Source organism: Maribacter sp. (genome assembly GCF_016744255.1).
Classification (GTDB): Bacteria; Bacteroidota; Bacteroidia; order Flavobacteriales; family Flavobacteriaceae; genus Maribacter_B.
Window position 1 is genome coordinate 1 of sequence record NZ_JADGES010000055.1, and the last position, 22,644, is coordinate 22,644.

The 22,644-nt window shown below is 33.4% G+C and carries 21 protein-coding genes; 8 read left to right on the forward strand and 13 right to left on the reverse strand.

The genetic code is table 11. The annotated features are described in order from the left end of the window. Positions 1-240: 240 nt before the first annotated feature. Together QZZ51_RS10355 and QZZ51_RS10360 are read left to right on the forward strand one after the other, a co-directional pair. Positions 241-1,803: a beta-N-acetylhexosaminidase gene (locus tag QZZ51_RS10355; protein WP_291869309.1), complete on the forward strand. Its 1,563-nt coding sequence runs from the start codon at positions 241-243 to the stop codon at positions 1,801-1,803. Between the two features lie 584 nt (positions 1,804-2,387). Continuing rightward, the gene (locus QZZ51_RS10360) at positions 2,388-3,590 is read left to right on the forward strand and encodes a DegT/DnrJ/EryC1/StrS family aminotransferase (protein ID WP_291869311.1); all 1,203 of its coding nucleotides are present in this window, start codon (positions 2,388-2,390) and stop codon (positions 3,588-3,590) included. 19 nt (positions 3,591-3,609) lie between these two features. Here QZZ51_RS10360 and ribB read toward each other — a convergent pair whose 3' ends face one another. The 6 genes from ribB to tpx form a co-directional block, all read right to left on the reverse strand. Beyond that, positions 3,610-4,749 carry a 3,4-dihydroxy-2-butanone-4-phosphate synthase gene (gene ribB / locus QZZ51_RS10365; RefSeq protein WP_291869313.1) on the reverse strand — a complete coding sequence of 380 codons (1,140 nt, stop codon included), beginning with the start codon at positions 4,747-4,749 and terminating at the stop codon, positions 3,610-3,612. Continuing rightward, complete coding sequence (locus QZZ51_RS10370) at positions 4,749-6,251, reverse strand: LptF/LptG family permease (RefSeq protein WP_291869347.1); 1,503 nt, start codon at positions 6,249-6,251, stop codon at positions 4,749-4,751. The genes ribB and QZZ51_RS10370 overlap by 1 nt, the downstream gene beginning before the upstream one ends. A 26-nt stretch (positions 6,252-6,277) precedes the next feature. Continuing rightward, positions 6,278-6,922 carry an outer membrane lipoprotein carrier protein LolA gene (locus QZZ51_RS10375; RefSeq protein ID WP_291869315.1) on the reverse strand — a complete coding sequence of 215 codons (645 nt, stop codon included), beginning with the start codon at positions 6,920-6,922 and terminating at the stop codon, positions 6,278-6,280. Between the two features lie 6 nt (positions 6,923-6,928). After that, complete coding sequence (locus QZZ51_RS10380) at positions 6,929-9,319, reverse strand: DNA translocase FtsK (RefSeq protein WP_291869317.1); 2,391 nt, start codon at positions 9,317-9,319, stop codon at positions 6,929-6,931. A 62-nt stretch (positions 9,320-9,381) separates the two neighbouring features. Next, positions 9,382-9,747: a diacylglycerol kinase family protein gene (locus QZZ51_RS10385; RefSeq protein ID WP_291869319.1), complete on the reverse strand. Its 366-nt coding sequence runs from the start codon at positions 9,745-9,747 to the stop codon at positions 9,382-9,384. After that, positions 9,740-10,246: a thiol peroxidase gene (gene tpx, locus QZZ51_RS10390; RefSeq protein ID WP_291869321.1), complete on the reverse strand. Its 507-nt coding sequence runs from the start codon at positions 10,244-10,246 to the stop codon at positions 9,740-9,742. The genes QZZ51_RS10385 and tpx overlap by 8 nt, the downstream gene beginning before the upstream one ends. Before the next feature lie 238 nt (positions 10,247-10,484). Between tpx and katG the strand changes: the two genes are divergently transcribed. Next, entirely contained in the window at positions 10,485-12,677 is a 2,193-nt protein-coding gene (katG, locus tag QZZ51_RS10395) for a catalase/peroxidase HPI (protein ID WP_291869323.1), read from the forward strand. Between the two features lie 71 nt (positions 12,678-12,748). Continuing rightward, on the forward strand, positions 12,749-13,222 hold the full coding sequence (locus QZZ51_RS10400; RefSeq protein ID WP_291869324.1) for an ankyrin repeat domain-containing protein: 474 nt from the start codon (positions 12,749-12,751) through the stop codon (positions 13,220-13,222). 61 nt (positions 13,223-13,283) lie between these two features. Here the strand turns inward: QZZ51_RS10400 and QZZ51_RS10405 are convergent, their stop codons facing one another. The 5 genes from QZZ51_RS10405 to QZZ51_RS10425 form a co-directional block, all read right to left on the reverse strand. Then, positions 13,284-13,541 (reverse strand): hypothetical protein, encoded by a 258-nt coding sequence (locus QZZ51_RS10405; RefSeq protein WP_291869326.1) that lies wholly within the window; start codon positions 13,539-13,541, stop codon positions 13,284-13,286. Then, complete coding sequence (locus QZZ51_RS10410) at positions 13,522-13,836, reverse strand: thioredoxin family protein (protein ID WP_291869328.1); 315 nt, start codon at positions 13,834-13,836, stop codon at positions 13,522-13,524. Before QZZ51_RS10410 ends, QZZ51_RS10405 begins: the two co-directional genes overlap by 20 nt. 7 nt (positions 13,837-13,843) lie before the next feature. Further along, positions 13,844-14,488 carry a peroxiredoxin gene (locus QZZ51_RS10415; RefSeq protein WP_291869330.1) on the reverse strand — a complete coding sequence of 215 codons (645 nt, stop codon included), beginning with the start codon at positions 14,486-14,488 and terminating at the stop codon, positions 13,844-13,846. 206 nt (positions 14,489-14,694) lie between these two features. Then, entirely contained in the window at positions 14,695-16,164 is a 1,470-nt protein-coding gene (locus tag QZZ51_RS10420; RefSeq protein WP_291869332.1) for a Na+/H+ antiporter NhaC family protein, read from the reverse strand. Between the two features lie 94 nt (positions 16,165-16,258). Beyond that, positions 16,259-17,458, reverse strand: a complete 1,200-nt coding sequence (locus tag QZZ51_RS10425; protein WP_291869334.1) for an aminotransferase class I/II-fold pyridoxal phosphate-dependent enzyme — start codon at positions 17,456-17,458, stop codon at positions 16,259-16,261. Positions 17,459-17,611: 153 nt separating this feature from the next. Here QZZ51_RS10425 and QZZ51_RS10430 point away from each other — a divergent pair, with 153 nt between their 5' ends. Together QZZ51_RS10430 and lpdA are read left to right on the forward strand one after the other, a co-directional pair. Next, a complete protein-coding gene (locus QZZ51_RS10430) occupies positions 17,612-18,073 on the forward strand; it encodes an Lrp/AsnC family transcriptional regulator (protein ID WP_291869336.1) in 462 nt (153 codons plus the stop codon). A 52-nt stretch (positions 18,074-18,125) separates the two neighbouring features. Then, on the forward strand, positions 18,126-19,532 hold the full coding sequence (lpdA, locus tag QZZ51_RS10435) for a dihydrolipoyl dehydrogenase (RefSeq protein ID WP_291869338.1): 1,407 nt from the start codon (positions 18,126-18,128) through the stop codon (positions 19,530-19,532). Between the two features lie 92 nt (positions 19,533-19,624). Here the strand turns inward: lpdA and QZZ51_RS10440 are convergent, their stop codons facing one another. Continuing rightward, positions 19,625-19,855 carry a CDGSH iron-sulfur domain-containing protein gene (locus tag QZZ51_RS10440; RefSeq protein ID WP_291869340.1) on the reverse strand — a complete coding sequence of 77 codons (231 nt, stop codon included), beginning with the start codon at positions 19,853-19,855 and terminating at the stop codon, positions 19,625-19,627. Positions 19,856-20,076: 221 nt separating this feature from the next. Here QZZ51_RS10440 and mgrA point away from each other — a divergent pair, with 221 nt between their 5' ends. Next, the gene (gene mgrA / locus QZZ51_RS10445) at positions 20,077-21,087 is read left to right on the forward strand and encodes an L-glyceraldehyde 3-phosphate reductase (protein WP_291869342.1); all 1,011 of its coding nucleotides are present in this window, start codon (positions 20,077-20,079) and stop codon (positions 21,085-21,087) included. Here the strand turns inward: mgrA and QZZ51_RS10450 are convergent. Next, on the reverse strand, positions 21,084-22,268 hold the full coding sequence (locus QZZ51_RS10450) for a heparan-alpha-glucosaminide N-acetyltransferase domain-containing protein (protein ID WP_291869343.1): 1,185 nt from the start codon (positions 22,266-22,268) through the stop codon (positions 21,084-21,086). The two genes, mgrA and QZZ51_RS10450, sit on opposite strands and share 4 nt — an antisense overlap. A gap of 129 nt (positions 22,269-22,397) precedes the next feature. On the opposite strand from QZZ51_RS10450, the gene QZZ51_RS10455 reads away from it, so the two are divergent. Beyond that, a partial coding sequence (locus QZZ51_RS10455; protein WP_291869345.1) for an NAD(P)H-dependent oxidoreductase occupies positions 22,398-22,644 on the forward strand: 247 nt, incomplete at its 3' end.

Genomic DNA, 22,644 nt, shown 5'->3' on the forward strand with positions numbered 1-22,644 from the left:
GTATAGATAGGCATCATTTTATTTGTTATAATAATAGAGGGTTAAGGTGTTTTTTTTTTGACATTAATATCATAAAAAAGAGCATCAACTCGTATTATTTTATGCCAATGAACCTTTTTTAAAGGGTTTATGTCTCTTCTATTGAGAAGAAATCAAAAAAAGAATATATATATATAAATAATTTTTAAATGACCCGAATTGATTTATATTTAAAGCTCACTGATATTATAAATTAATACTATGAGATACTTTTTAACCCTTGTTGTTTGCTCAATAATGGCAATTGGTTGTACTTCACAAAAAAAAGAAAATTGGAAAATCATACCATATCCCAATAGCATTTCAATTCAGCCAGGTTATTTTACTTTTAAAAAAGATATTAATATAGTTACTTCCGATAGTATTTTAAATCCTGTTATCCGTGTTTTTGAAAAAAAAATAAATGAAATAGGCATTACTATTAGCAACAATTCTAAAAGGTTAATTGAGATAGAATTATCTACTTTAGGGCTTGATGATACCGAAGCATATAAACTGGAAATAGATAGAAATAAAATCAAATTGACAGCTGAGAATCCTAAAGGTGTTTTTTATGGATTAATGACTATTTGGCAAGGCGTAAAATTATCAAATAGTAATGCTATTCCGTGTGGTCTTATTAAAGACAAACCTCGCTATGTATACAGAGGATTTATGCTAGATGAATCAAGACATTTTTTCGGCAAAGAAAAAGTAAAGCAAATTATTAACTTAATGTCTGAGCTCAAACTAAACACATTTCATTGGCATTTAACCGATGCCCCTGGATGGCGTATTGAAATTAAGGCATTTCCAAAATTGACTACTATAGGTGGTCAAGGCAACCACACAGACCCTAATGCTCCTGCAAAATACTATACCCAAGAAGAGATAAAAGAAATAGTTGCTTATGCAGCAGAAAGATTTGTGACAATAATCCCAGAAATAGATATGCCTGGTCACGCAACTGCTGCAAATAAAGCATATCCAGAATATTCTGGAGGCGGTAGTGAAAAGCATCCTGAGTTTACATTTAATCCAGGCAAAGAAAGTACATATGCATATTTAACAACTATTCTTCGTGAAACAGCTAGTTTATTTCCTTCAGAATACATTCATATTGGAGGGGATGAAGTTCATTTTGGTAACGCTAAATGGGTAAAGGATGCCCATATTAATTCATTAATAAAAAGAGAAGGCTTAACATCAATGAAAGATGTTGAGAATTATTTTATTCGTAGAATGGCAGACAGTATAGTCACATTGAATAAAAAAGTTGCTGGTTGGGATGAAATTACAAAATCTGGAGTAGATAAAGAAAATTTATTGATTTACTGGTGGCGTCACAACAAACCAGGGTCACTTGACGAGGCACTAAATAACAAATATAGTATTGTATTATGCCCTCGTATACCCCTTTATTTGGATTTTATACAGCATAAATCACATAAAAACGGCAGAATATGGGATGGTAAATTTAGCACATTGGATGGGGTTTATCATTATCCTGATTCTTTACACACATTTACAACTGAAGATAATTATTCGATAAAAGGAATTCAAGGATGTTTATGGACAGAAAAGGTTAAGACTAATCAGCAAATAGATTTTATGACTTATCCACGTATTTTTGCTTTATCCGAATCTGCTTGGACAGAAAATAATAATAAGAACTACATACGTTTTAAGTCGTTTTTACCCTCATTATATGATTATCTTGATGAACAAAAAATATATTATTTCAATGGTGTAAATGATACACTTAGGTTGGAACCTGAGTTTTAAATTCTCTTCCATTTAAAATATTTTTAGACCAATTTTGTAAACACTTCCTTTTTCAAGGGATTGAAATAAATAACAACAATAAATAATAGGATATAGGGAAATCAGTTTCAAAATTACAAATTGGTTCACTTCAATAAGACAAACTGACGTTGGATAGGTTGAATTTTAATATTATATGCAACATTACCAGTAATCAAATGCGTAATGGTTTTTCAAGAACCTGTAATTTTAGTAATGATACGGAGTTACCTAGGTTAAACATCATATTTCATCGTGTTTGCCTCGGTGTTAAATCTGTTTTTTTTATTTGTTTTTGAAATGGTAACAAGCACAAAAAGTTTCTGTATATTTATTCATAAGAAAGGATTTATGAAAGAACGATTTATTGGTATCGCAACAACTTGAAAATTAGATTTAAAATGTCACAGAACAGAACGTGATTTAAGTAGTGAAAAAGAAAGAATTATAAATATTACCGAAGTAGAAATCTTCAATATATAAATTAATTTTAATTCTCCCTTTTGTCCTTTCTGATTAAAAATACAATTTATTAAAAATCAAACTTAAGACGAATAAAAAAAAGTATGCCAGGATTTGAATTATTTGGAGAGGAAGAGAAAAAGCAAGTGAATGATGTTTTAGAAACCGGTGTTTTAATGCGTTATGGTTTCGATGGTATGCGTAACGGACAATGGAAGGCCAAAGAGTTCGAAAAAGCATTGACAGTTCGTATGCAATCTAAACATGTGCAAATGGTAAGTAGTGGTACTGCTGCGCTTACGGTAGCATTGGCAAGTGCAGGGATAGGCGCTGGTGATGAAGTAATTATGCCTACGTTTACGTTTGTTGCAAGTTTTGAATCTATTTTAGCTTTAGGGGCAGTTCCTATTTTAGTAGATGTAGATGATACTTTGACGTTAAACCCTGCGGCTGTAGAAAAAGCAATAACATCTAGAACTAAAGTAGTAATGCCTGTGCATATGTGTGGTTCTATGGCAGATTTAAAAGCTTTAAAAGCTATTTGCGATACGCATAATTTATTATTGCTAGAAGATGCCTGCCAAGCTATTGGCGGAACTTTTGATGGGAAGCCTTTGGGGAGTTATGGTGATTTAGGATGTTTTTCTTTCGATTTTGTAAAAACAATAACCAGTGGCGAAGGTGGTGCTGTAATTACTAATAATAAAAAATACTATACCAATGCAGACCATTACTCGGATCACGGGCATGATCATGTTGGTAAAGATAGGGGGGCAGAAGCGCATCCTTTTCTAGGATATAACTATCGGATTTCCGAACTACATGCCGCAGTAGGAATTGCGCAATTGGGACGTTTAGATACGTTTTTAGAGAAACAAGAACAATATTATAATATCATCCGTAAAGGATTAGCAACGGTATCAGAAGTAACCTTTAGAGCGGTACCAGATGGTGGTGTGGAGAATTATTCTTTTATAAGTTTCTTTATGCCTACACAAGAATTGGCAGAGAATGCACATAAGGCTTTAGGTAGTGCGGGAGTAGATGCTTGTTTTTACTGGTTTAATAATAACTGGCATTATTATAAAAAATGGAATCATTTAACCAATAAAACTTCTTTAGGCAAATTACCTAAAGAAGTACAAGAGCAATTACCAGATTATAGTACCTCTGATTTTTCATTATCCGATAAATGGGTAAGTAGAAACATATCTTGCCTAATAAAACTTTCCTGGACAGCAGAAGAAGTAGAAATAAGAGCACAAAATATGGTTAAAACTTTAAAAAGTGTATTAGTTAATAGTTAAATTGGTATTGCAGTAAAGTTTAGTACTTTATATATTCTACAATTTCTAATCCATAACCAATAATACCTACTCTTTTAGTAGCACCCCTATTGGTTAGCAGTCGTAATTTAGATATATCTAGATTATGTAGAATCTGAGCACCTATTCCAAAATCTTTGGCGTCCATTTCTATATGTGGGGCTTCATAAATACCATTTTTCTGTAGTTCTTTTAAATCTACCAAACGAGATAAAAGATTCATAGATTCTGTATCTTGATTAATAAAGATGATAGCTCCTTTTTCTTCTTTATTTATGGCATTAAACATAAGCTCTAACTTTTTGTTAGGGTTATTGGTTAAAGTACCTAAAATGTCATTATTAACCAGATTAGAGTGTATTCTTGTTAATACCTGTTCGTTCTTAGACCAACTTCCTTTAGTTAAAGCAACATGAACATTGTTGTTTGTGGTTTGCTTAAAGGCACGCAATCTAAAGTCACCAAAACGAGTAGTAATATTAAAATCGTTTGCTTTTTTAATTAAACTATCGTGTTCCATACGATAAGCAACTAAATCTTCGATGGTAACAATTTTTAAATCGAATTTTTTTGCAACTTTCATTAATTGTGGAAGTCGCGCCATGGTGCCATCCTCATTCATGATTTCTACAATAATACCTGCGGGTTTTAATCCAGCTAATCTTGCAAAATCTATAGCGGCTTCCGTGTGGCCTGTTCTTCTTAAAACACCACCTTCTCTAGCAACTAATGGAAAAATATGACCAGGTCTTGCCAAGTCGTGTGGTTTTGTATCGTTTTTGGTTAGTGCTAAAACGGTTTTAGCTCTGTCCGATGCTGATATTCCCGTAGTTACTCCTTCGCCACGTAAATCTACAGAAACAGTAAAAGCAGTTTCCATAGGGTCTGTGTTATTGTTAACCATCATATGTAAACCTAGTTCTGCACAACGACCTTCGGTTAAAGGAGCGCAGATTAAACCTCTGCCATGTAAGGCCATAAAATTAACCGTTTCTGGAGTAGCTAATTCCGCCGCAGCTAAAAAGTCCCCTTCGTTTTCTCGGTTTTCATCATCTACGACAATAATAACCTTTCCTTTTCTAATATCTTCAATAGCTTCTTCTATTGTATTCAATTGTATGGAGCTTTCTTTCTTCATCATTACGAAACCGAAGTTTTATTTTTTTTGGTAAATACTTTTTTGAAAAAATCTATAATGATTCCTCCAATATTTAACATGCCTTTATCTGCTGTTGCTCTTCTAGTTAAAAAGATGCCCAAAGGTAACATTATAAGTGTAGATAGCCATGCTCCTATAATAGGGTTAATATTACCTTCCTTAGAATAATTCCCTGCAAAAACACCTATGAAATAGTATATTAAGAATAATATAATAGCAATAACCATTGGTAAGCCTAAACCTCCTTTTCTAATAATAGCACCTAGTGGAGCTCCAACAAAAAAAAGTATAACACAGGAAAATGCTAAGGCATATTTTTTGTGTAAGGATAGAATGTGAAGGTTATATATTTTAATTCTCTTTTGTATCTCTTCTTTTTTTCCTTTTACAGTATTTAAGATATTAGCAGTATTGTTTTTTGCGGAGTTTAATATTTGTACTTTCTGCCAATCTTCATATAAACTAAGGATTTCAAAATCTTCAGCGTTAATATCTATAGGATTAGCGTTGGCGCTAAGAAGGGAATCTTTATTTTTATTTTTTTCTAAAAACTGTTTTTTTTCTGCCACTCGAATTTTAATCGTGGAGTCCATGGGTTTTACTTTGGAAAAAAGCCCTATTCTGTTAGATATATTCTTGGAAAAAGCTTTTACAATTCTATAGTTGTCCTTTTTTAAAGAATCTATGTCTTTGTTTAATCTAGAAACGTTTTTCATTTTATCCGTACTTACGTCTCGGTCAGCTTCTAAATCTTGATTATTTAATTCTGGCACTTCCATGTTAATGGTGTAGGTGTCAAAACTAGCTTTAGCAAAAGGGTATCTTAATTTTTTATCGTTTTTCTTAGATTGTACATCTCTATAATAATGTCCATCTGTTAGTACTAACTGAATTATCTCTGATTCTTCGCTACTAATTAGCTCTCCTTTTTTAGCTTTTATTACTGTGATATTAACATTAAGGGGGTTTTTTTCATGAATGATAACGTTCTTCAAAAATTTATCATTTTCACCAGATTTTTCATCCACTTTAATGCTCATTCCTTCAAAATCACTAAACACGCCTTCTCCAATAATAGCGGCAGGTTTTACCTGTGCAATATTTTTTCTAAGGTTATATATTTTTCTCTGAGAAGCCGGAATAACGCTATTGGCAAAAAAGAAGGTAACGCCACCTAGAACTGTAACAAAAACTATAAGACTAAGCATTGCTCTTTGTAGAGAAATGCCAGAGGCTTTCATAGCTGCAAACTCATAATTCTCAGCAAAAGTCCCAAAGGTTAAAATAGAAGATAATAGAACCGTTAAGGGGAGAACTTTTTCGGTAAGGTCTGGCATTAAATAAAGTAGAAACTTACCAATAATGACAACGTCTAGACCTTTGCCTGCAAAATCATCTATAAACAACCAAATCGTTTGAAATATGAAGATAAACATCAATATTATAAACGAGCTGATAAAATTGGTAACGAACCTTGATAATATATACCGATCTAGAATTCTCAAATGTTCTAATTTCTTATGATGTAGTACCCGTCATTCTTGTACTTACTTTCGTCAAAAGTAAATAAGGTTTTCGACAATGGTTGGTCTGTTTTAAAAGAATTAACAGTAATAGTTGTTTTAGTACTGTTTTTCCCAGTTTCAATAACTTTGTAAATATGTTTTGTCTCTACATCAATCCCTAATAAAATAGAACTTATTTCGGTATTAGTTTCTATAGGAGTAACCTTTACAAATTGTATTTTGCGTCCTTGTACATTTTGTAAAATATCCCATTGATAGGTATGTCCAGTTTTATAAAAAGTAAGCATTTTAGAAGGTGTAATTGTGTTTTCGTCTTCCGATTTGTTTTCGATAGTTACCTCTTCATTTTCCGGAACAATAGTGTATACTTTTCTGCCATCAAAGATTTGTTGCGCTCCTAAATAGTTAAATAAGTATTGATCTCTTTTAATGGTTACGTTTCCTTTTGTTTCTTGATTAATACCAGCTTCTGCATTATTTAATACTATTTTAAAATCTACATAAATATTTTCGTAGCTTTTTACTTTAGTGTATACTTCATCTAAAAGGGTTTTTGCTTTTTGTGCATTTTGAGCTAGACCTAAATTAGCGGTCAGTGCTACTAAACAAATAATAAATACTCTCTTCATTCTCATCTACTTTGATTCGTTATTAAATATTTCTTCTAAAGCTACCATGTCTGGAACATAAACCTGTCTTGCTTTACTTCCTTCAAAAGGACCAACAATTCCTGCTGCTTCTAATTGATCTATAATGCGTCCAGCTCTATTGTATCCTAATTTCAGTTTTCTTTGAATAAGAGAAGCGGAACCTTGTTGCGCAATTACAATTACTTCTGCAGCCTCGCGGTATTTAGAATCTCTTTCAGATATGTTATTATCAAGACTTGTGCCAGATTCTTCACCACTATATTCAGGAAGCTCATATGCTTCAGGATACGCTCTTTGTGAGCCAATAAATTCGGTTATTTTTTCAACTTCTGGGGTATCTACAAAAGCACACTGTATACGGGTTACATCATTTCCTTGGGTATAAAGCATATCTCCACGACCTATTAATTGGTCGGCTCCGGAGGCATCTAAAATAGTTCTAGAATCTATTTTAGATGCTACTCTAAATGCAATTCTAGCAGGGAAATTAGCCTTTATAATACCTGTAATTACATTTACAGAAGGCCTTTGTGTTGCAATTATTAAGTGAATACCAATTGCTCTTGCCAATTGCGCTAGTCTGGCAATAGGAGTTTCTACCTCTTTACCAGCAGTCATAATTAAATCTGCAAACTCATCAATTACCAAAACAATATAGGGTAAAAATTTATGTCCGTCTTCTGGATTTAATTTTCTAGATTTAAATTTATGATTGTATTCTTTAAGATTACGAACCATTGCATTTTTAAGCAATTCGTAACGGTTATCCATTTCAATACAAAGGGAGTTGAGTGTGTTAATTACCTTTCCGTTGTCTGTAAGTATAGCTTCTTCGCTATCTGGTAATTTTGCTAAGAAATGACGTTCTATTTTATTAAAAAGAGTAAGTTCTACTTTTTTTGGATCTACAAGGACAAACTTTACTTCTGCAGGGTGCTTTTTGTAAAGTAGAGACGTTAGAACGGCATTTAAACCAACCGATTTGCCTTGCCCTGTTGCACCAGCCATTAATAGGTGTGGCATTTTTGCTAAATCTACTACAAAGGTCTCGTTACTAATTGTTTTTCCAAAAGCAATAGGCAGTTCCATTTCTGCATCTTGGAATTTTTTAGATGCAATTACGGAACGCATAGAAACGATAGTAGAATTTTTATTTGGAACCTCTATACCGATAGTACCTTTGCCAGGAATAGGAGCAATAATACGTATGCCTAAAGCCGCTAGAGATAAAGCAATGTCATCTTCTAAGTTTTTAATTTTAGATATACGTACACCGGCTTCCGGAACTATTTCATATAAGGTAACCGTAGGACCGATGGTTGCTTTAATCTGAGCAATACCTATCTTATAATTTTTTAAAGTCTCTACAATTTTATTTTTGTTTTCCTCTAATTCCTCTTGGTTAATAGTAATGCTGCCAGAAGTGCCGTGTTGGTCTAATAAATCTAAAACAGGAAACTTGTAGCTTCCTAACTCTAAAGTAGGGTCAAATTCCCCAAAATCTGCTACTAATTTTTCGGCTTTATTGGTAGCTTCTTCTTTTTCTTCTACAACGGATTCTACTTCCATAGCCACATCTTCGATAACCGGAGTGTTTTCAACCACAGGTTCTTCTAAAGGTAGGCTAACTTCTAAATCGTTAATAATTGGAACTTCCTTTTTTAAAGTAGGAATTTCTTCTTTGTGGGTATATGTGTTAATAACCACAGGAACTTCATCTTCTTTTTCTAAGGTGCTAAGTGTAGGAGATTTTTTAGTGGAATTACTTTTGAAATCAGCAGATAGGGATTCCTTCTTTTCTTTAAAATAAGTAGCTAATACATCTGGCGAAAATTTAAACAAGCGCACAAGTATAAAAATTAAACCGAAAACTAAAAGTAATAAGACTCCGATTTTACCAGCGTAATCTTGTAAAAAATCATTCATTTCATATCCCACTAAACCGCCTAGTAAAGGTTGTTTAGAAGCAAAGAAGCCTAAAGCGATAGATATCCAAATAATAAAAATAAACCCCCAAATCCATTTCTTTAGCATGTTTTTTTTATCTAAACCCAAGAAAAGGTAAAGTCCGGTAACACATAATAAGAAAGGAAAAATTAAAGAGGAAATACCAAATCCTTTGTACATGAAAAAATGGCTTACACTTGCTCCGAATTTGTTGAGCAGGTTACTTGCTTGCTCATTTCTATTCGCAAACTCAGAAAGCAAACTTTGATCGTCTTGCCAAGTAAAAAAGAAAGAGACAAAAGAAAAGAACAACGCAATACTAAAAAGTATAAATATACTTCCTAATAATACTTTATTCTGTTTAGATAATTTAAAACTAAGCTCTTTTTTAGGAGCGCTTGGCTTTGTTTTTTTTGCCTTTTTTGCCATGAAATCTGATGTTCTGAGGGCTAAATTACAAATTTACCTCTGAAGGTGTTTTAATTTATTTTTTAAAATATTTTTGGAAGATATATTATTAACCCAATAATAGTTGCAGCAATGGATACAATCATTACTGCTCCGGCAGCAATATCTTTAATGAAGCCTATTCTTTCATCAAAATTGGGCTGCACAAAATCGGCGATTTTTTCAACAGCAGTATTCAGACCTTCAATACCCATAACTAAAGCTATTGCAAAGACTTGAAGTATCCATTCTAAATTAGATATTTCGTAATAAAACCCTGCAATAGTCATTACAATAGCAATAAAAAATTGAATTTTAATACTGGCTTCCGTCCGAACTAAAAGGAAGGCTCCTTTAAGAGCAAAACCTACACTTTTAATTCTATTTACAAGAAATGATTCTTTAGGCATTTATTAGAGCTTCAAGGGCCGCTTTGTAATTTGGTTCATCTACTGTTTCTGATACTTGTTCGTTGTAAACAACTTTACCACTTGCGTCTAAAACTACTACTGCTCTAGAGTGAAGCGGTTGTAAAGGGCCGTTGGAAAAATCTACTTGATATGCTTTTCCAAAATTACCATCTTTAAAATCAGATAACATTTCTACGTTTTCAATTCCTTCTGCGCCACAAAATCTTGCCTGAGCAAAAGGTAAATCTTTAGAAATACACAAAACAACGGTATTTTGTAATTCAGCAGCTTCTTCGTTAAATTGACGTACAGATTGTGCACATGTTCCTGTATCTACGCTAGGAAAAATATTTAAAACCACTTTTTTTCCACTGTAATCGGATAACGTAGCAACAGATAAATCGTTTTTAGTAAGCGTAAAATCTGGAGCTAGACTACCTGAAGTAGGTAAGTTTCCTATAGTTGATAATGCATTTCCTTTTAATGTTACTGATGCCATGGTATGATGTTTATTGTTATAAGGCGTGAAATTAAAAAATATTAAGACGATATGTAACTATTTTACAAATAAATAACAGAACCGGGTTTTTGTATTCTTCACAAAACAATAGTAAAACACTATTATTTTGCTTTGTGTTATAATGAAAAATTATGACAGAATAAAAGGATTCAATTTGACGATAGAAATAGAGCGCAATTTTTGAGTAATTTTAAGGAAATCTTAAAACGAACAAATCATGGATATTAATAAAGACGGAGATAGTAATAAATGCCCTTTTATGGGAGGGGATATAAAACAAACATCGGGAGGTGGTACTTCTAATAGAGATTGGTGGCCTAATGAGTTAAAATTGAATATATTAAGGCAACATAGTGAGAAATCTAACCCTATGGATAAAGATTTTATCTATGCAGATGCTTTTAATACTATCGATTTTAAAACATTGAAACAAGAAGTGATAGCTTTAATGACGGATTCTCAAGACTGGTGGCCAGCAGATTATGGGCATTACGGTCCTTTTATGATTCGTATGGCGTGGCATAGTGCAGGTACCTATAGAGTAGGAGATGGAAGAGGAGGAGCATCTACAGGAAATCAACGTTTTGCTCCTTTAAATAGTTGGCCAGATAATGGAAACTTAGATAAGGCTCGTTTGCTTTTATGGCCTATTAAAAAGAAATATGGTAAAAAATTATCATGGGCAGATTTATTGATTCTTGCTGGTAATAGTGCTTTAGAATCTATGGGTTTTAAAACTTTTGGATTTGCAGGAGGTAGAGAAGATGTTTGGGAGCCAGAACAAGATGTGTATTGGGGTTCAGAAACCCAATGGTTAGGGAATAAAGAACGTTTTTCAGATGAAAAACTAGAAGGACAATTAGGAGCCTCTCATATGGGATTAATTTATGTAAACCCTGAAGGACCCAATGGTGTTTCTAATCCATTGGTTACTGCGCAACTTATGAAAGAAACTTTTAGCCGTATGGCTATGAACAATGAAGAAACGGTGGCACTTACTGCTGGAGGCCATACTTTTGGAAAAGCTCATGGAGCTGCAAACCCAGATGAATATGTAGGGAAAGAACCAGCAGGAGCTCCAATAGAAGAAATGAGTACAGGTTGGAAAAATAGTTTTGGATCTGGAGTTTTAGATGATGCTATTACTAGTGGTCTTGAAGGCGCATGGACGCCTAACCCTACGCAGTGGGATCATGATTTTTTTGATGTTTTATTAAATTACGATTGGGAATTAACAAAAAGCCCTGGAGGAGCGAGTCAATGGACTCCAACGGAAGCTTCTAAAGCTAGAATGGCTCCTATGGCTGGTGATGCATCTAAAAAGCAAGCATTAATGATGACCGATGCTGATATGGCATTAAAAATAGATTCCGATTATTTAAAGATATCGAAACATTTTCAAGAAAATCCTAAGGCTTTTGAAGATGCTTTTGCTCGTGCTTGGTTTAAATTAACCCACCGAGATATGGGGCCAAGTTCTTTATATTTAGGACCAGAGGCTCCTAAAGAAGAGCTGCTATGGCAAGACCCTATCCCAAAAATAGATTATACAGTAACGGCAGAAGAGGTTAAAAATCTTAAAAAGACAATTCTAGATTCTGGTTTAACAATCTCTCAATTGATAAGTACAGCTTGGGCTTCTGCTTCTACATTTAGAGGTTCCGATAAAAGAGGAGGAGCCAATGGAGGTCGTATTCGTTTAGAGCCGCAAAGAAACTGGGAAGTAAATAATCCCAAGGAGTTGCATAAAGTTTTAGAAGTATTAGAAAAAATACAAAAAAGTTTTAGCGGAACAATTTCTATTGCAGATTTAATAGTTCTAGGGGGTTCAGCTGCTTTAGAACAGGCAATAAAAAATACAGGGCTATCTGTTAGTGTTCCTTTTGTAGGAGGTAGAGGAGATGCTGTCCAAGAACAAACGGATATTGAATCTACCAATTACTTAGAGCCTTTCGCGGACGGATTTAGAAATTACTTAAAAAAGGAAGTGGTTCTGTCAGGGGAAGAAATGCTGATAGATAAAGCTAATTTATTAACCTTAACTATACCAGAAATGTCTGTTTTAATTGCCGGTTTACGTGGACTAGGAGTAAATTATAACGGAAGTAAGCACGGTGTTTTTTCGGATAAGTTAGAAGAGTTAAATAATGATTTCTTCGTTCATATTTTAGATTTTGATTATACCTGGAAAGCTACATCTACAGATGATACTGTTTTTGAAGGAAGAAACAGAAAAACAGGAGAAGTTGAATTTACCGGAACACGTGTAGATCTTATTTTTGGTTCTAATACAGAGTTAAGAGCAGTTGCTGAATTTTATGCAGCGGATGATGCTAAAGAAAAATTTGTAAAAGATTTTGTAGCAGCATGGGATAAAGTGATGAGTTTAGATCGTTTTGATTTGGGGTAATACTATATAAAGGATTTTATAGTTAATAGTAAGCGGTAAGAACTTCTTACCGCTTTTAATTTTTTAATAATATGAAAATAAATGTCAGTTCTTTTTTTGATGCCATACGAACCAATAATCTTGTGGACGTAGAAAATAGCCTTAAAACACAGCCCGAATTAGTATCTAGTAGAGACGAGAGAGGTTCTACCCCATTAATATTGGCAACATATTACGGTAATATGGAAGTTACGAAGCTTTTGTTAGACTATAACGCAAATGTAAATGAAAAGGATAGCTCGGGTAATACTCCTTTAATGGGTGTTTGTTTTAAAGGGTATAATGCAATTGCAGCTTTTTTAATTAAAAATGGAGCAGACGTAAATGTTATAAATGAGTCTGGCGCAACACCATTAATTTATGCTAGTACTTTTAACAAGGAGTCTATAATTAGTCTGTTATTGGTAGAGAATGCAGATAAAGATGTAAAGGACCAAAGAGGAAATAGAGCTTTAGAGCATGCTAAAATGCAAGGGTTTGACCATCTAATTGCATTATTATCTTAAAAAGAAAGCTACAATTCTATTTTTTTAGAATTGTAGCTTTTTTAATATTTATAACGAAATGTTACTTGTCTATAGAACCAAGAACGCGTTGCATAAACTGGTTTAATGCTTCTTTTTCAGGAACTCCTTCTTTAATAGATTTCTGAACTTCTAAAGCACCGTACATATTAGAAATTAATTCTCCAATAACATCCAATTCATCATCCTTTATAGAGGATACTTCTGTTAGAGCTTCTAAAGTTTCTATGGTTTCAAGAACGTAATCTTCATCGTTCTCTTTTATAAAACCCGTTAGGTGTTTAATTACTGGTAATTTCATTTACAAGTTCTTTTAAAACATCATACTTATTAGTTTGTACCTGACTTTTTAAAACCCCATTTTCAAAAGCAGCAAAAGTGGGTAGATTATCTACATTAGCTAACTTTCTAGATTCTGGAAATTTTTCCGCATCTGCAAGAATAAAAGTAACCCCTTCGTTTAAAGAAGATTCCTTCTTAAATTTTGGTTTCATTATTCTACAGTTACCACACCAAGTTGCAGAGTACTGAACAACTACTTTGTTGTTCTCTGCGATGATTTCTGCTAAATTGTCCTTTTCTAATTCTAGTAACATAAGGCAATTAGTTTACGTGAGAAGCTAAATATTCTGCTGTACCTTTTGCGTTTGCTTGCATAGCATCTTTACCTTCTTCCCAGTTTGCAGGGCAAACTTCTCCTTTTTCTTGTACATGTGTATATGCATCAACCAAACGTAAAAATTCATTTACATTTCTTCCTAATGGCATATGGTTAATCCCTTCATGGAATACAGTTCCTTCTTCATCAATTAAATACGTAGCTCTGTAAGTAACGTTGTCACCTTCTACAGTTACAATACCTGTTTCTTCATTGTACTCTTCATTAGTTACATCTAAGATGCCTAATGTAGCTGCTAAGTTTCTATTGCTGTCTGCTAATAAAGGGTATGTTACACCTTCTATACCTCCATTGTCTTTTGCAGTGCTTAACCATGCAAAATGAACTTCAGCAGTATCACAAGAAGCGCCAATTACAAGTGTGTTTCTTTTTTCGAATTCACCAAGAGCAGCTTGGAAAGCATGTAATTCTGTTGGGCAAACAAAAGTAAAATCTTTTGGGTACCAGAATAATAAAACTTTCTTCTTGTTTTTTTGAGCCTCTTCTAATACATTTAATTTAAATGTATCGCCCATTTCATTCATTGCATTTACTTCTAAATTTGGGAATTTTTTTCCTACTATAGCCATTTTATAATTTTTTATGCTGTTAAATTTCTTGTGCAAATTTAGAATTTAGGTTTCTAAAAAAAACACATATACTATTTAAAAAACTAATTGAATTATAGTAATTGCTAATGATAATTGTAACTATCTGGTTTATAGTCTATTTGTGCTTTTGAAATTAATTTTTAAAAGAAGAAACTATAATAAGGTGTTTTTGAAAGAAAAGTTGCTTAAGATTTTTTATCTACTAATCTTTTAATCTTAATGTTTAGTGCAGCAAATAGAAGCGTAGTAAAAGGGCTTAGCCAATTAAATATGGCATATATAAAATATTCACCCACGCCCACACCTAAAACACTAGATTGGTATGCTCCACAAGTATTCCACGGTATTAAAACGGAGGTCACCGTACCAGAATCTTCTAAGGTTCTACTTAAGTTTTCTGGAGCAAGACCTTTATCTTCGTATGCTTTTTTAAACATTTTCCCTGGAATTACCAGTGCTAAATATTGGTCACTAGCTATTGCATTTAAACCCAAGCAGCTAAATACTGTACTAGCAAAAAGACCAAAAACACTACTGGCAACCGATAACAAAGCCTTAGTGATTTTCGCTAGCGCTCCTATACCATCCATGATACCTCCAAATACCATGGCACAACAAATAAGATATATAGTCCAAAGCATTCCTTCCATACCTCCAGAACTAAATAATTCGTTTAACTTTTCATTATCGGTGACAATGGCTGTATCCGAGAAAATAGCATTAAAAATAGCTGTAACATTAGAATCGGAAAGGCTTTCTAGTATACCAGATTGAAAGAAAATCGCAAAACCACCAGCTAAAGCTACACCAGTTCCTAAAGCTATTAAAGGTTTTGTTTTTAATAGAATTAAAACAATTACGGCAGCAGGTACTATAAAGATATATGGAGTAATATTAAATGTGTTACTAATAGTCCTTAATAGACCACTAACATCTGTACTACCAGTCATATCAATATTAAGGTTTAAGACAATGAAAACAATGAGTGTAATAATTATTGTAGGCACTGTTGTAATTGTCATGTACCTAATATGTGTAAATAAATCGGTTCCGGCCATTGCAGGAGCAAGATTTGTAGTGTCACTTAAAGGAGACATTTTATCTCCAAAATAGGCGCCAGAAAGAACTGCACCAGCAATCATTCCTGTAGGTATTCCTAAAGCAGTACCAATGCCTACTAGTGCAATTCCAACAGTTGCAGATGTGGTCCATGAACTACCTGTGGCTATAGAGATTATTGCAGATATAATTACAGAAGCGGGTAAAAATATTTCAGGACTTAATGCTTGTAATCCGTAATACACCATAGCGGGTATAATTCCGCTAATTAGCCAGGTTCCAGCTAAGGCACCAACTAAAAACATAATCATAATAGGCACAAAAACACTTTTAAGGTTTTCAAGTATTTCTTGCCCCATAGTTTTTAAGTTCACTTTATTAAATAAGCCAACAATAGCAGCAAAAAAGCCCCCAAAGAGTAATATAAATTGGTTAGAGTATTCCCCAAGCCATTCCCCATCAGCATAGAAGATATTATAGGCAAGCATAACCATTAAAAGAACTACAGGAATTAATGCTTCCCAAATGCTAAGTTCTTTATTTTCTACAATATTTTCGTTCTCTGGTCCTTTTGGGTTTAAAGTGTTGTTTTGCATTTAAAATTTATTGGTTACCTCGTAATATTACGACTTTGAGAACAGTTCTGCAAACTGCTATTTAATTATTATTTTAAGAATTAAAGGTTTAGTTTTATAGTATTTCAAGTTTTGTCATGCAAGATTTCATCATTTCATAGGTTCTTTGAATGTCATTATCTAATCCTATGGAAAAACGAATTAACCCATCTCCTAAGCCCATAATTATTTGTTCTTCCATTGGTATTTCAGAAGAAGTAGACGTGCCAGGAGCGCTAAATAGTGTTTTGTAGAACCCTAAGCTTACAGCTAAATAACCAAGTTTTTGCGCTTGCATCATTTCCATTAGAGCATTGGCATTTTCTAAAGAGCCAGCATCTATAGTTAAAAGGCCACCAAAACCAAATTGGATATTCATTTGCTCTTTTAAAATCTCATGTCCAGAATGAGATTCTAATCCTGGGTATACCACTCTTAAGCCATCTTCTTCAAATTTTTTGGCAAGAAATAGTGCATTTTCACTGTGTTTTTGAATACGTAAATGAAGCGTTCGCATGTTTTTTAGGATAGAAGAGGCTCTTAGGCTATCTAAAGTGCTCCCTAATAACATTCCAGCACCAGAATTTACATCTTTAAGAGCTAAACAGAACTCAGTTGTACCACAAATAACCCCAGCCACACAATCACTAGTACCATTAATAAACTTGGTTAAACTATGAATAACAATATCTGCTCCTAATTTTGCAGGAGCTATGGTAAGTGGCGAGAAAGTATTGTCTACTACTAATGGAATACTGTGCTTTTTTGCTAATTGTGATAATGCCTTAATATTAGCTACTTCTAAAAGAGGGTTACTAACACTTTCGCAGTAAATCATTTTTGTTTTAGGAGTAATAGCATTCTCTACAGCTTGTATATCTGTAATATCTAGAAAGGTAGTGCCAATCCTAAATTTCTTTAGAAAATTTTTCATAAAAGCATACGTTCCACCATATATGGTTCTACTGCTTACAATATGGTCGTCGGTATCACATAATTGTAAAATTACGGCTGTAATGGCGCCCATACCACTTGCAGTTACATTTGCTGTTTCTGTACCTTCAATAGCAGCTAAAGCTTCTCCTAAATGTAAGTTAGAAGGAGAAGAGTGACGGCTGTATAAGTAACAACCTTCGGTATTACCTTCAAAGGTATCGATCATAGTTTTTGCCGAAACAAAAGTATAGGTAGATGAATCCGATATAGAAGGATTTACTCCTCCGTATTCTCCGAAATATTGTAAGTCTTGTAAATTATTAGAAGCGTTATCTGACATAGTTCTATTTGTTTTATGTTTTAAAAATAGGATTATGGTGTGATTTTGTCAATTGATTATGTTTTTTGATGAAAATAAAACTATAAAAAAATGGTTTTACAGTATAATAACAAGTTTAAATGTTATGTTTATTGTTTAATCAGAAAATATCACATGTTTATGTTCGATAAAGTTGATCAACACCTATTGGTAATGCTCCAAGAGGATAGTAAAAAGACAAACAAGGAATATGCAAATAAATTGGGTCTTTCTACTACAGCTGTCTATGAGCGTATTAAGAGATTAGAAAAATCGGATGTGATAACTAAGTATGTAGCCTTAGTAGATAAGAAAAAAGTAAATAAGGCGTTTGTTGTTTTATGCCATGTAAAACTAATACAACATACAAAAGATAATGTGCTACAATTTGAACGCGAAATTTTAAAATTAGAAGAAATCGCAGAATGCTACCATGTTAGTGGCGATTACGACTATATTTTAAAGATTCATGTAGAACATATGGAAGCTTATCGCGAATTTATGGTGTCAAAACTGACAGTGATAGCTAATATAGGTAGTACACAAAGTACATTTATTATAAATGAAGTTAAGCATACAACGGCAATAGGTATTTAAAAATCAGAAAATAACACTAATTTTGTTTATCAAATAAAAACAATACAATTTTATGAGTTCATATGATGTAGCCATTATCGGTTCAGGTCCTGGAGGATATGTTGCAGCTATACGCTGTGCACAATTAGGAATGAAAACAGCAATTATAGAAAAATATGCCACACTTGGTGGTACATGTCTTAATGTAGGTTGTATTCCGTCTAAAGCTTTATTAGATTCTTCACACCATTATGAAGATGCGATAAAACATTTTGATACACATGGAATAGAAATTCCTGGAGAAATTAAAGTCAATTTAGAAAAAATGATTGGCCGCAAACAGGCTGTAGTAGATCAGACTACAGGTGGCATTCAATTTTTAATGAAAAAAAATAATATTGATGTTTTTGAGGGGTTAGGTAGTTTTAAAGATGCCACCCATATTAATATAGCTAAAAAAGACGGAACAACAGAAACCATTGAAGCTAAGAATATTATTATAGCTACAGGTTCTAAGCCCTCTAGCTTGCCTTTTATTAAGATAGATAAACAACGTGTTATTACTTCTACAGAGGCTTTAAAGTTAAAAGAAGTGCCTAAGCACATGTTGATTATTGGAGGTGGTGTTATTGGTCTAGAATTAGGGCAAGTATATAAACGCTTAGGAGCAGATGTAACGGTTATAGAATATATGGATCGTATAATTCCAGGAATGGATGGCGCACTTTCTAAAGAACTAGCTAAAGTGTTGAAAAAGCAAAAAATTAAATTTGCTTTATCTCATAAAGTTAAATCTGTAGAACGTAACGGGAATGAAGTAATCGTTAAGGCGGATAATAAAAAAGGAGAAGAAGTTGCTTTCACAGGAGACTATTGTTTAGTAGCAGTTGGTCGCCATGCATATACAGATGGCTTAAATTTAGAAGCTGCAGGTGTTAAACAAGAGGAAAGAGGTAGAGTAGCGGTTAATGCTCATTTACAGACGAATGTTTCTAATATTTATGCTATTGGCGATGTTATAAAAGGTGCTATGCTTGCACATAAAGCGGAAGAAGAAGGAACTTTAGTAGCAGAGATTTTAGCAGGGCAAAAACCACATATAGATTATAACCTTATTCCTGGAGTAGTGTATACATGGCCAGAAGTTGCAGCTGTTGGTAAAACAGAAGAAGAGCTTAAGGATGCAGGAGTAGAATACAAAGTGGGGCAGTTTCCTATGCGTGCTTTAGGTAGAGCAAGAGCTAGTATGGATGTGGACGGATTTGTAAAAATTATTGCAGATAAAAAGACCGATGAGGTTTTAGGAGTACATATGATAGGAGCGCGTGTAGCAGATTTAATATCTGAGGCTGTTGTTGCTATGGAATTTCGTGCATCTGCAGAAGATATTTCTCGTATGAGTCATGCACACCCAACATACGCAGAAGCGGTAAAAGAAGCAGCACTAGCAGCTACAGAAGATCGCGCATTACATATTTAATCCTATAAACAGCTAAGGGCTTACGTAGAAGTTGTTTGTTAAAATTATATGCATAAAAAAATCCCGTCTGTTTTTAGACGGGATTTTTTGTTTTAGTTTTTATGACTTCCGTCGCAATAGGGCGGATTTCTAGTTAGCTTGCAGGTGCAGATTCGGGCATCTTTATCTTCCTCTACTTGGAAAACTAAAGAGCCTGGTTTTTCGTGTTTTTTGTGAGAACCATCACAGAAAACATTGGTTTCTGAATGTCCACAGGTACACCACGCGTATCTTTTATCTTTTTCTAATGCTAACTTAACGGGGGTAAATTTTTTATCGCTCATGTAGTTGTATTTTAATTATAGTTGAAAACGCTAAAAATAGAAGAATCCAGGATATAGTTTGTATTCTGATGTTAATTTTGAATCAATCCAAATAATAAGCACCCATTAAAACGTATCAGTACTAAAATGTTTTTAAGAATCTAAAATGAAACCAACAAACCTTTTTATGTCTATTTTTCTATGTAGCTTTAGGTTTTTAAGTAATTAATAAGCAAAAAAAAATGGAAATAAACGACAAATCCGAGATTACAGAATATGTTGCAGATTCTACAAGATATGAAACCATGAAATATAATCGTTGTGGAAAAAGTGGCGTATTATTACCTGCTATTTCCCTTGGGTTATGGCATAACTTTGGTTTTGTTGATAGCCAACAGAATGCTAGAGAAATTCTAAGAACAGCATTTGATTTAGGTATTACACATTTCGATTTAGCTAATAATTATGGGCCGCCTTATGGTTCTGCAGAAGAAAATTTTGGAATGCTTTTTAAGAAAGATTTCAAAAGCTATAGAGATGAGTTATTTATAGCCTCTAAAGCTGGTTATGATATGTGGCCTGGTCCTTATGGTAATTTAGGTTCTAGAAAGTATCTAATGGCTAGTATAGATCAAAGTTTACAGCGTATGGGCTTAGATTATGTAGATATTTTTTACCACCATAGACCAGATCCAGATACACCTTTGGAAGAAACCATGGTTGCTCTTGCAGATATGGTACGTCAAGGAAAAGCATTATATATAGGTATTTCTAATTACGAGCCTAAAGAAACAGCTGAAGCTGCTGCGCTATTAAAAGAACTAAAAGTGCCTTTTGTGTTGCACCAAGCCAGGTATTCTATTTTTGATAGATGGGTAGAAGATGGGCTTCTAGATACTCTAGAAAATAATGGAGTAGGGTGTATCGCTTTTTCACCTCTTGCCCAAGGAATGCTTACCAATAAGTATGTAAATGGTATTCCAGAAGATTCTAGAGCAGCAAAGAACTTTACCTATTTAGATAGAGAGCAGGTAGAGAGTAATTTACAGAAGATTAAAAACTTGGCAGCTCTTGCAGAGAAACGAGGCCAAAAACTATCGCAAATGGCTATTGCTTGGCTTTTAAATAGGCCTACGATTACATCTGTATTGGTTGGTGCTAGTTCAGCAGGTCAGTTAAAAGAAAACGTAAAGGCTTTGCATAATTTAGAATTTTCAGAAGAAGAAATGCAAATAATTAATGCAAATGCTTAGTTTTTTATCAAACCTAAAAGTCTAAGTACTTTATAGCTAAAAGATTTAATGACTTTAAGAAGTAGCAATAATCCGGGTTCTATAGCTCGGATTATTTCTGCTATAATGTCTGTAATTTGCCCTATAATAGCTTGTTTGTGTTTTTCGTATTTCAAAGCAAGCGTAGAACAAACAAACATAAACAACAAAGCTCCAGTAATAACTATTACAGGAGATAAGGAGTGACTAAAAAATCGGTATAGTCCTATTCCTGTGAAACTACCGTACAAAATTATAAAATGAATAATGTAGATAGATAAGGTGCTTTGCCCTAGATTTATTATAGTCTTGTTGGTTAACAATTGACGTGCAGCCATAAAAATAGCAAAAACGACTAATACGTCTCCAAAACGGATAAATAGATAATTGTTATAATGTATAGAAGCAAAAAGCGATATGTTGGTAGCATTAGATATGCTCATGAAAACATCCGAAGAAAAGAAAATTAAAAGTAAACCAAGAGAAAGACTTCCTATAATAGCAACAGGATAAAAAGTATCTCTTTCTTTATATTTTTTAAATAGAACAGAGATTAAACCTCCCAGAGCAGTATAACCAAACCAAGGTATTATAGTAAAAACAGAACCACTAGATTTTGCAAAATAATTAGAAATTGCTTGTGGAAGAAAGTTAAAAGAGGATTTTGCATATATAGGTTCAAAAATAAAAAGAGTAACTCCGATAATCCCTAAAACAGTAGGGAATACATAGTTTTTTTGTTTACTAGTAAGCAAATAAATAGAGATGATACCAAGTAGAGAAATCCCGATGCAATGAAGTACATCTACCAAATAGAAAGCATCATATATTTCACCATACAAAAGGCCTAATAGGTTTATTCGTAATAAATAGCCAATACCGATCAATTGTAATCCTCGTGTAATTCCTTTTTTTACCCTAGGATTACTAAAACCTTTTATTGGGTTTTTTATTAAGAGAAAAGTAAAAATAAAACCAGAAACCGTAAAAAATACAGGAGCCGTTATTCCTCTAAAATACTTCCAAATAGAAAAGAAAAGGTTAGAGTCGTCTCTAAAGATAGGGTCTAATAAACCATCTATAAAATGACCTTGGAGCATCATAAGGATAGCCCAAGCTCGCATGGCATCAATAAAATAAAGACGTTTTTTACTTTGGTTCATTCCCTCTTTTTAGGTTATTCTGTTGAATAACAATTATTTAGGTTTTTTATTGTAGCAAAATTATGTAAAAAAGTCGCAAATAAAGCGTATTTACTTTATTTTCGTTGAATTAACTTTTTAAACTAAAACATGGCGTCAATATTGGCTTTTGCAGGCAGTAATTCTTCAGTATCAATCAATTATAAATTGGTAAAGCACACGGTTTCTTTAGCAAAAGAGCATTCTGTTCAATTGCTCAACCTTGCAAATTGCCCTTTTCCAATGTATAGCGAGGATTATGAAAAAGAGAATGGCTACTCTAATTCTTTGGTGGAGTTTAAGGATGATATACAGAAATCGGACGGTGTTATTATCTCCGTAAATGAACATAATGGTA

Bases quoted from the DNA above. Each gene is read 5' to 3' on its own strand.
- QZZ51_RS10355 (WP_291869309.1), top strand. From the start codon at position 241: ATGAGATACTTTTTAACCCTTGTTGTTTGCTCAATAATGGCAATTGGT.
- QZZ51_RS10360 (WP_291869311.1), top strand. From the start codon at position 2,388: ATGCCAGGATTTGAATTATTTGGAGAGGAAGAGAAAAAGCAAGTGAAT.
- ribB (WP_291869313.1), bottom strand. From the start codon at position 4,749: ATGATGAAGAAAGAAAGCTCCATACAATTGAATACAATAGAAGAAGCT.
- QZZ51_RS10375 (WP_291869315.1), bottom strand. From the start codon at position 6,922: ATGAAGAGAGTATTTATTATTTGTTTAGTAGCACTGACCGCTAATTTA.
- QZZ51_RS10380 (WP_291869317.1), bottom strand. From the start codon at position 9,319: ATGGCAAAAAAGGCAAAAAAAACAAAGCCAAGCGCTCCTAAAAAAGAG.
- QZZ51_RS10385 (WP_291869319.1), bottom strand. From the start codon at position 9,747: ATGCCTAAAGAATCATTTCTTGTAAATAGAATTAAAAGTGTAGGTTTT.
- tpx (WP_291869321.1), bottom strand. From the start codon at position 10,246: ATGGCATCAGTAACATTAAAAGGAAATGCATTATCAACTATAGGAAAC.
- katG (WP_291869323.1), top strand. From the start codon at position 10,485: ATGGATATTAATAAAGACGGAGATAGTAATAAATGCCCTTTTATGGGA.
- QZZ51_RS10400 (WP_291869324.1), top strand. From the start codon at position 12,749: ATGAAAATAAATGTCAGTTCTTTTTTTGATGCCATACGAACCAATAAT.
- QZZ51_RS10405 (WP_291869326.1), bottom strand. From the start codon at position 13,541: ATGAAATTACCAGTAATTAAACACCTAACGGGTTTTATAAAAGAGAAC.
- QZZ51_RS10410 (WP_291869328.1), bottom strand. From the start codon at position 13,836: ATGTTACTAGAATTAGAAAAGGACAATTTAGCAGAAATCATCGCAGAG.
- QZZ51_RS10415 (WP_291869330.1), bottom strand. From the start codon at position 14,488: ATGGCTATAGTAGGAAAAAAATTCCCAAATTTAGAAGTAAATGCAATG.
- QZZ51_RS10420 (WP_291869332.1), bottom strand. From the start codon at position 16,164: ATGCAAAACAACACTTTAAACCCAAAAGGACCAGAGAACGAAAATATT.
- QZZ51_RS10425 (WP_291869334.1), bottom strand. From the start codon at position 17,458: ATGTCAGATAACGCTTCTAATAATTTACAAGACTTACAATATTTCGGA.
- QZZ51_RS10430 (WP_291869336.1), top strand. From the start codon at position 17,612: ATGTTTATGTTCGATAAAGTTGATCAACACCTATTGGTAATGCTCCAA.
- lpdA (WP_291869338.1), top strand. From the start codon at position 18,126: ATGAGTTCATATGATGTAGCCATTATCGGTTCAGGTCCTGGAGGATAT.
- QZZ51_RS10440 (WP_291869340.1), bottom strand. From the start codon at position 19,855: ATGAGCGATAAAAAATTTACCCCCGTTAAGTTAGCATTAGAAAAAGAT.
- mgrA (WP_291869342.1), top strand. From the start codon at position 20,077: ATGGAAATAAACGACAAATCCGAGATTACAGAATATGTTGCAGATTCT.
- QZZ51_RS10450 (WP_291869343.1), bottom strand. From the start codon at position 22,268: ATGAACCAAAGTAAAAAACGTCTTTATTTTATTGATGCCATGCGAGCT.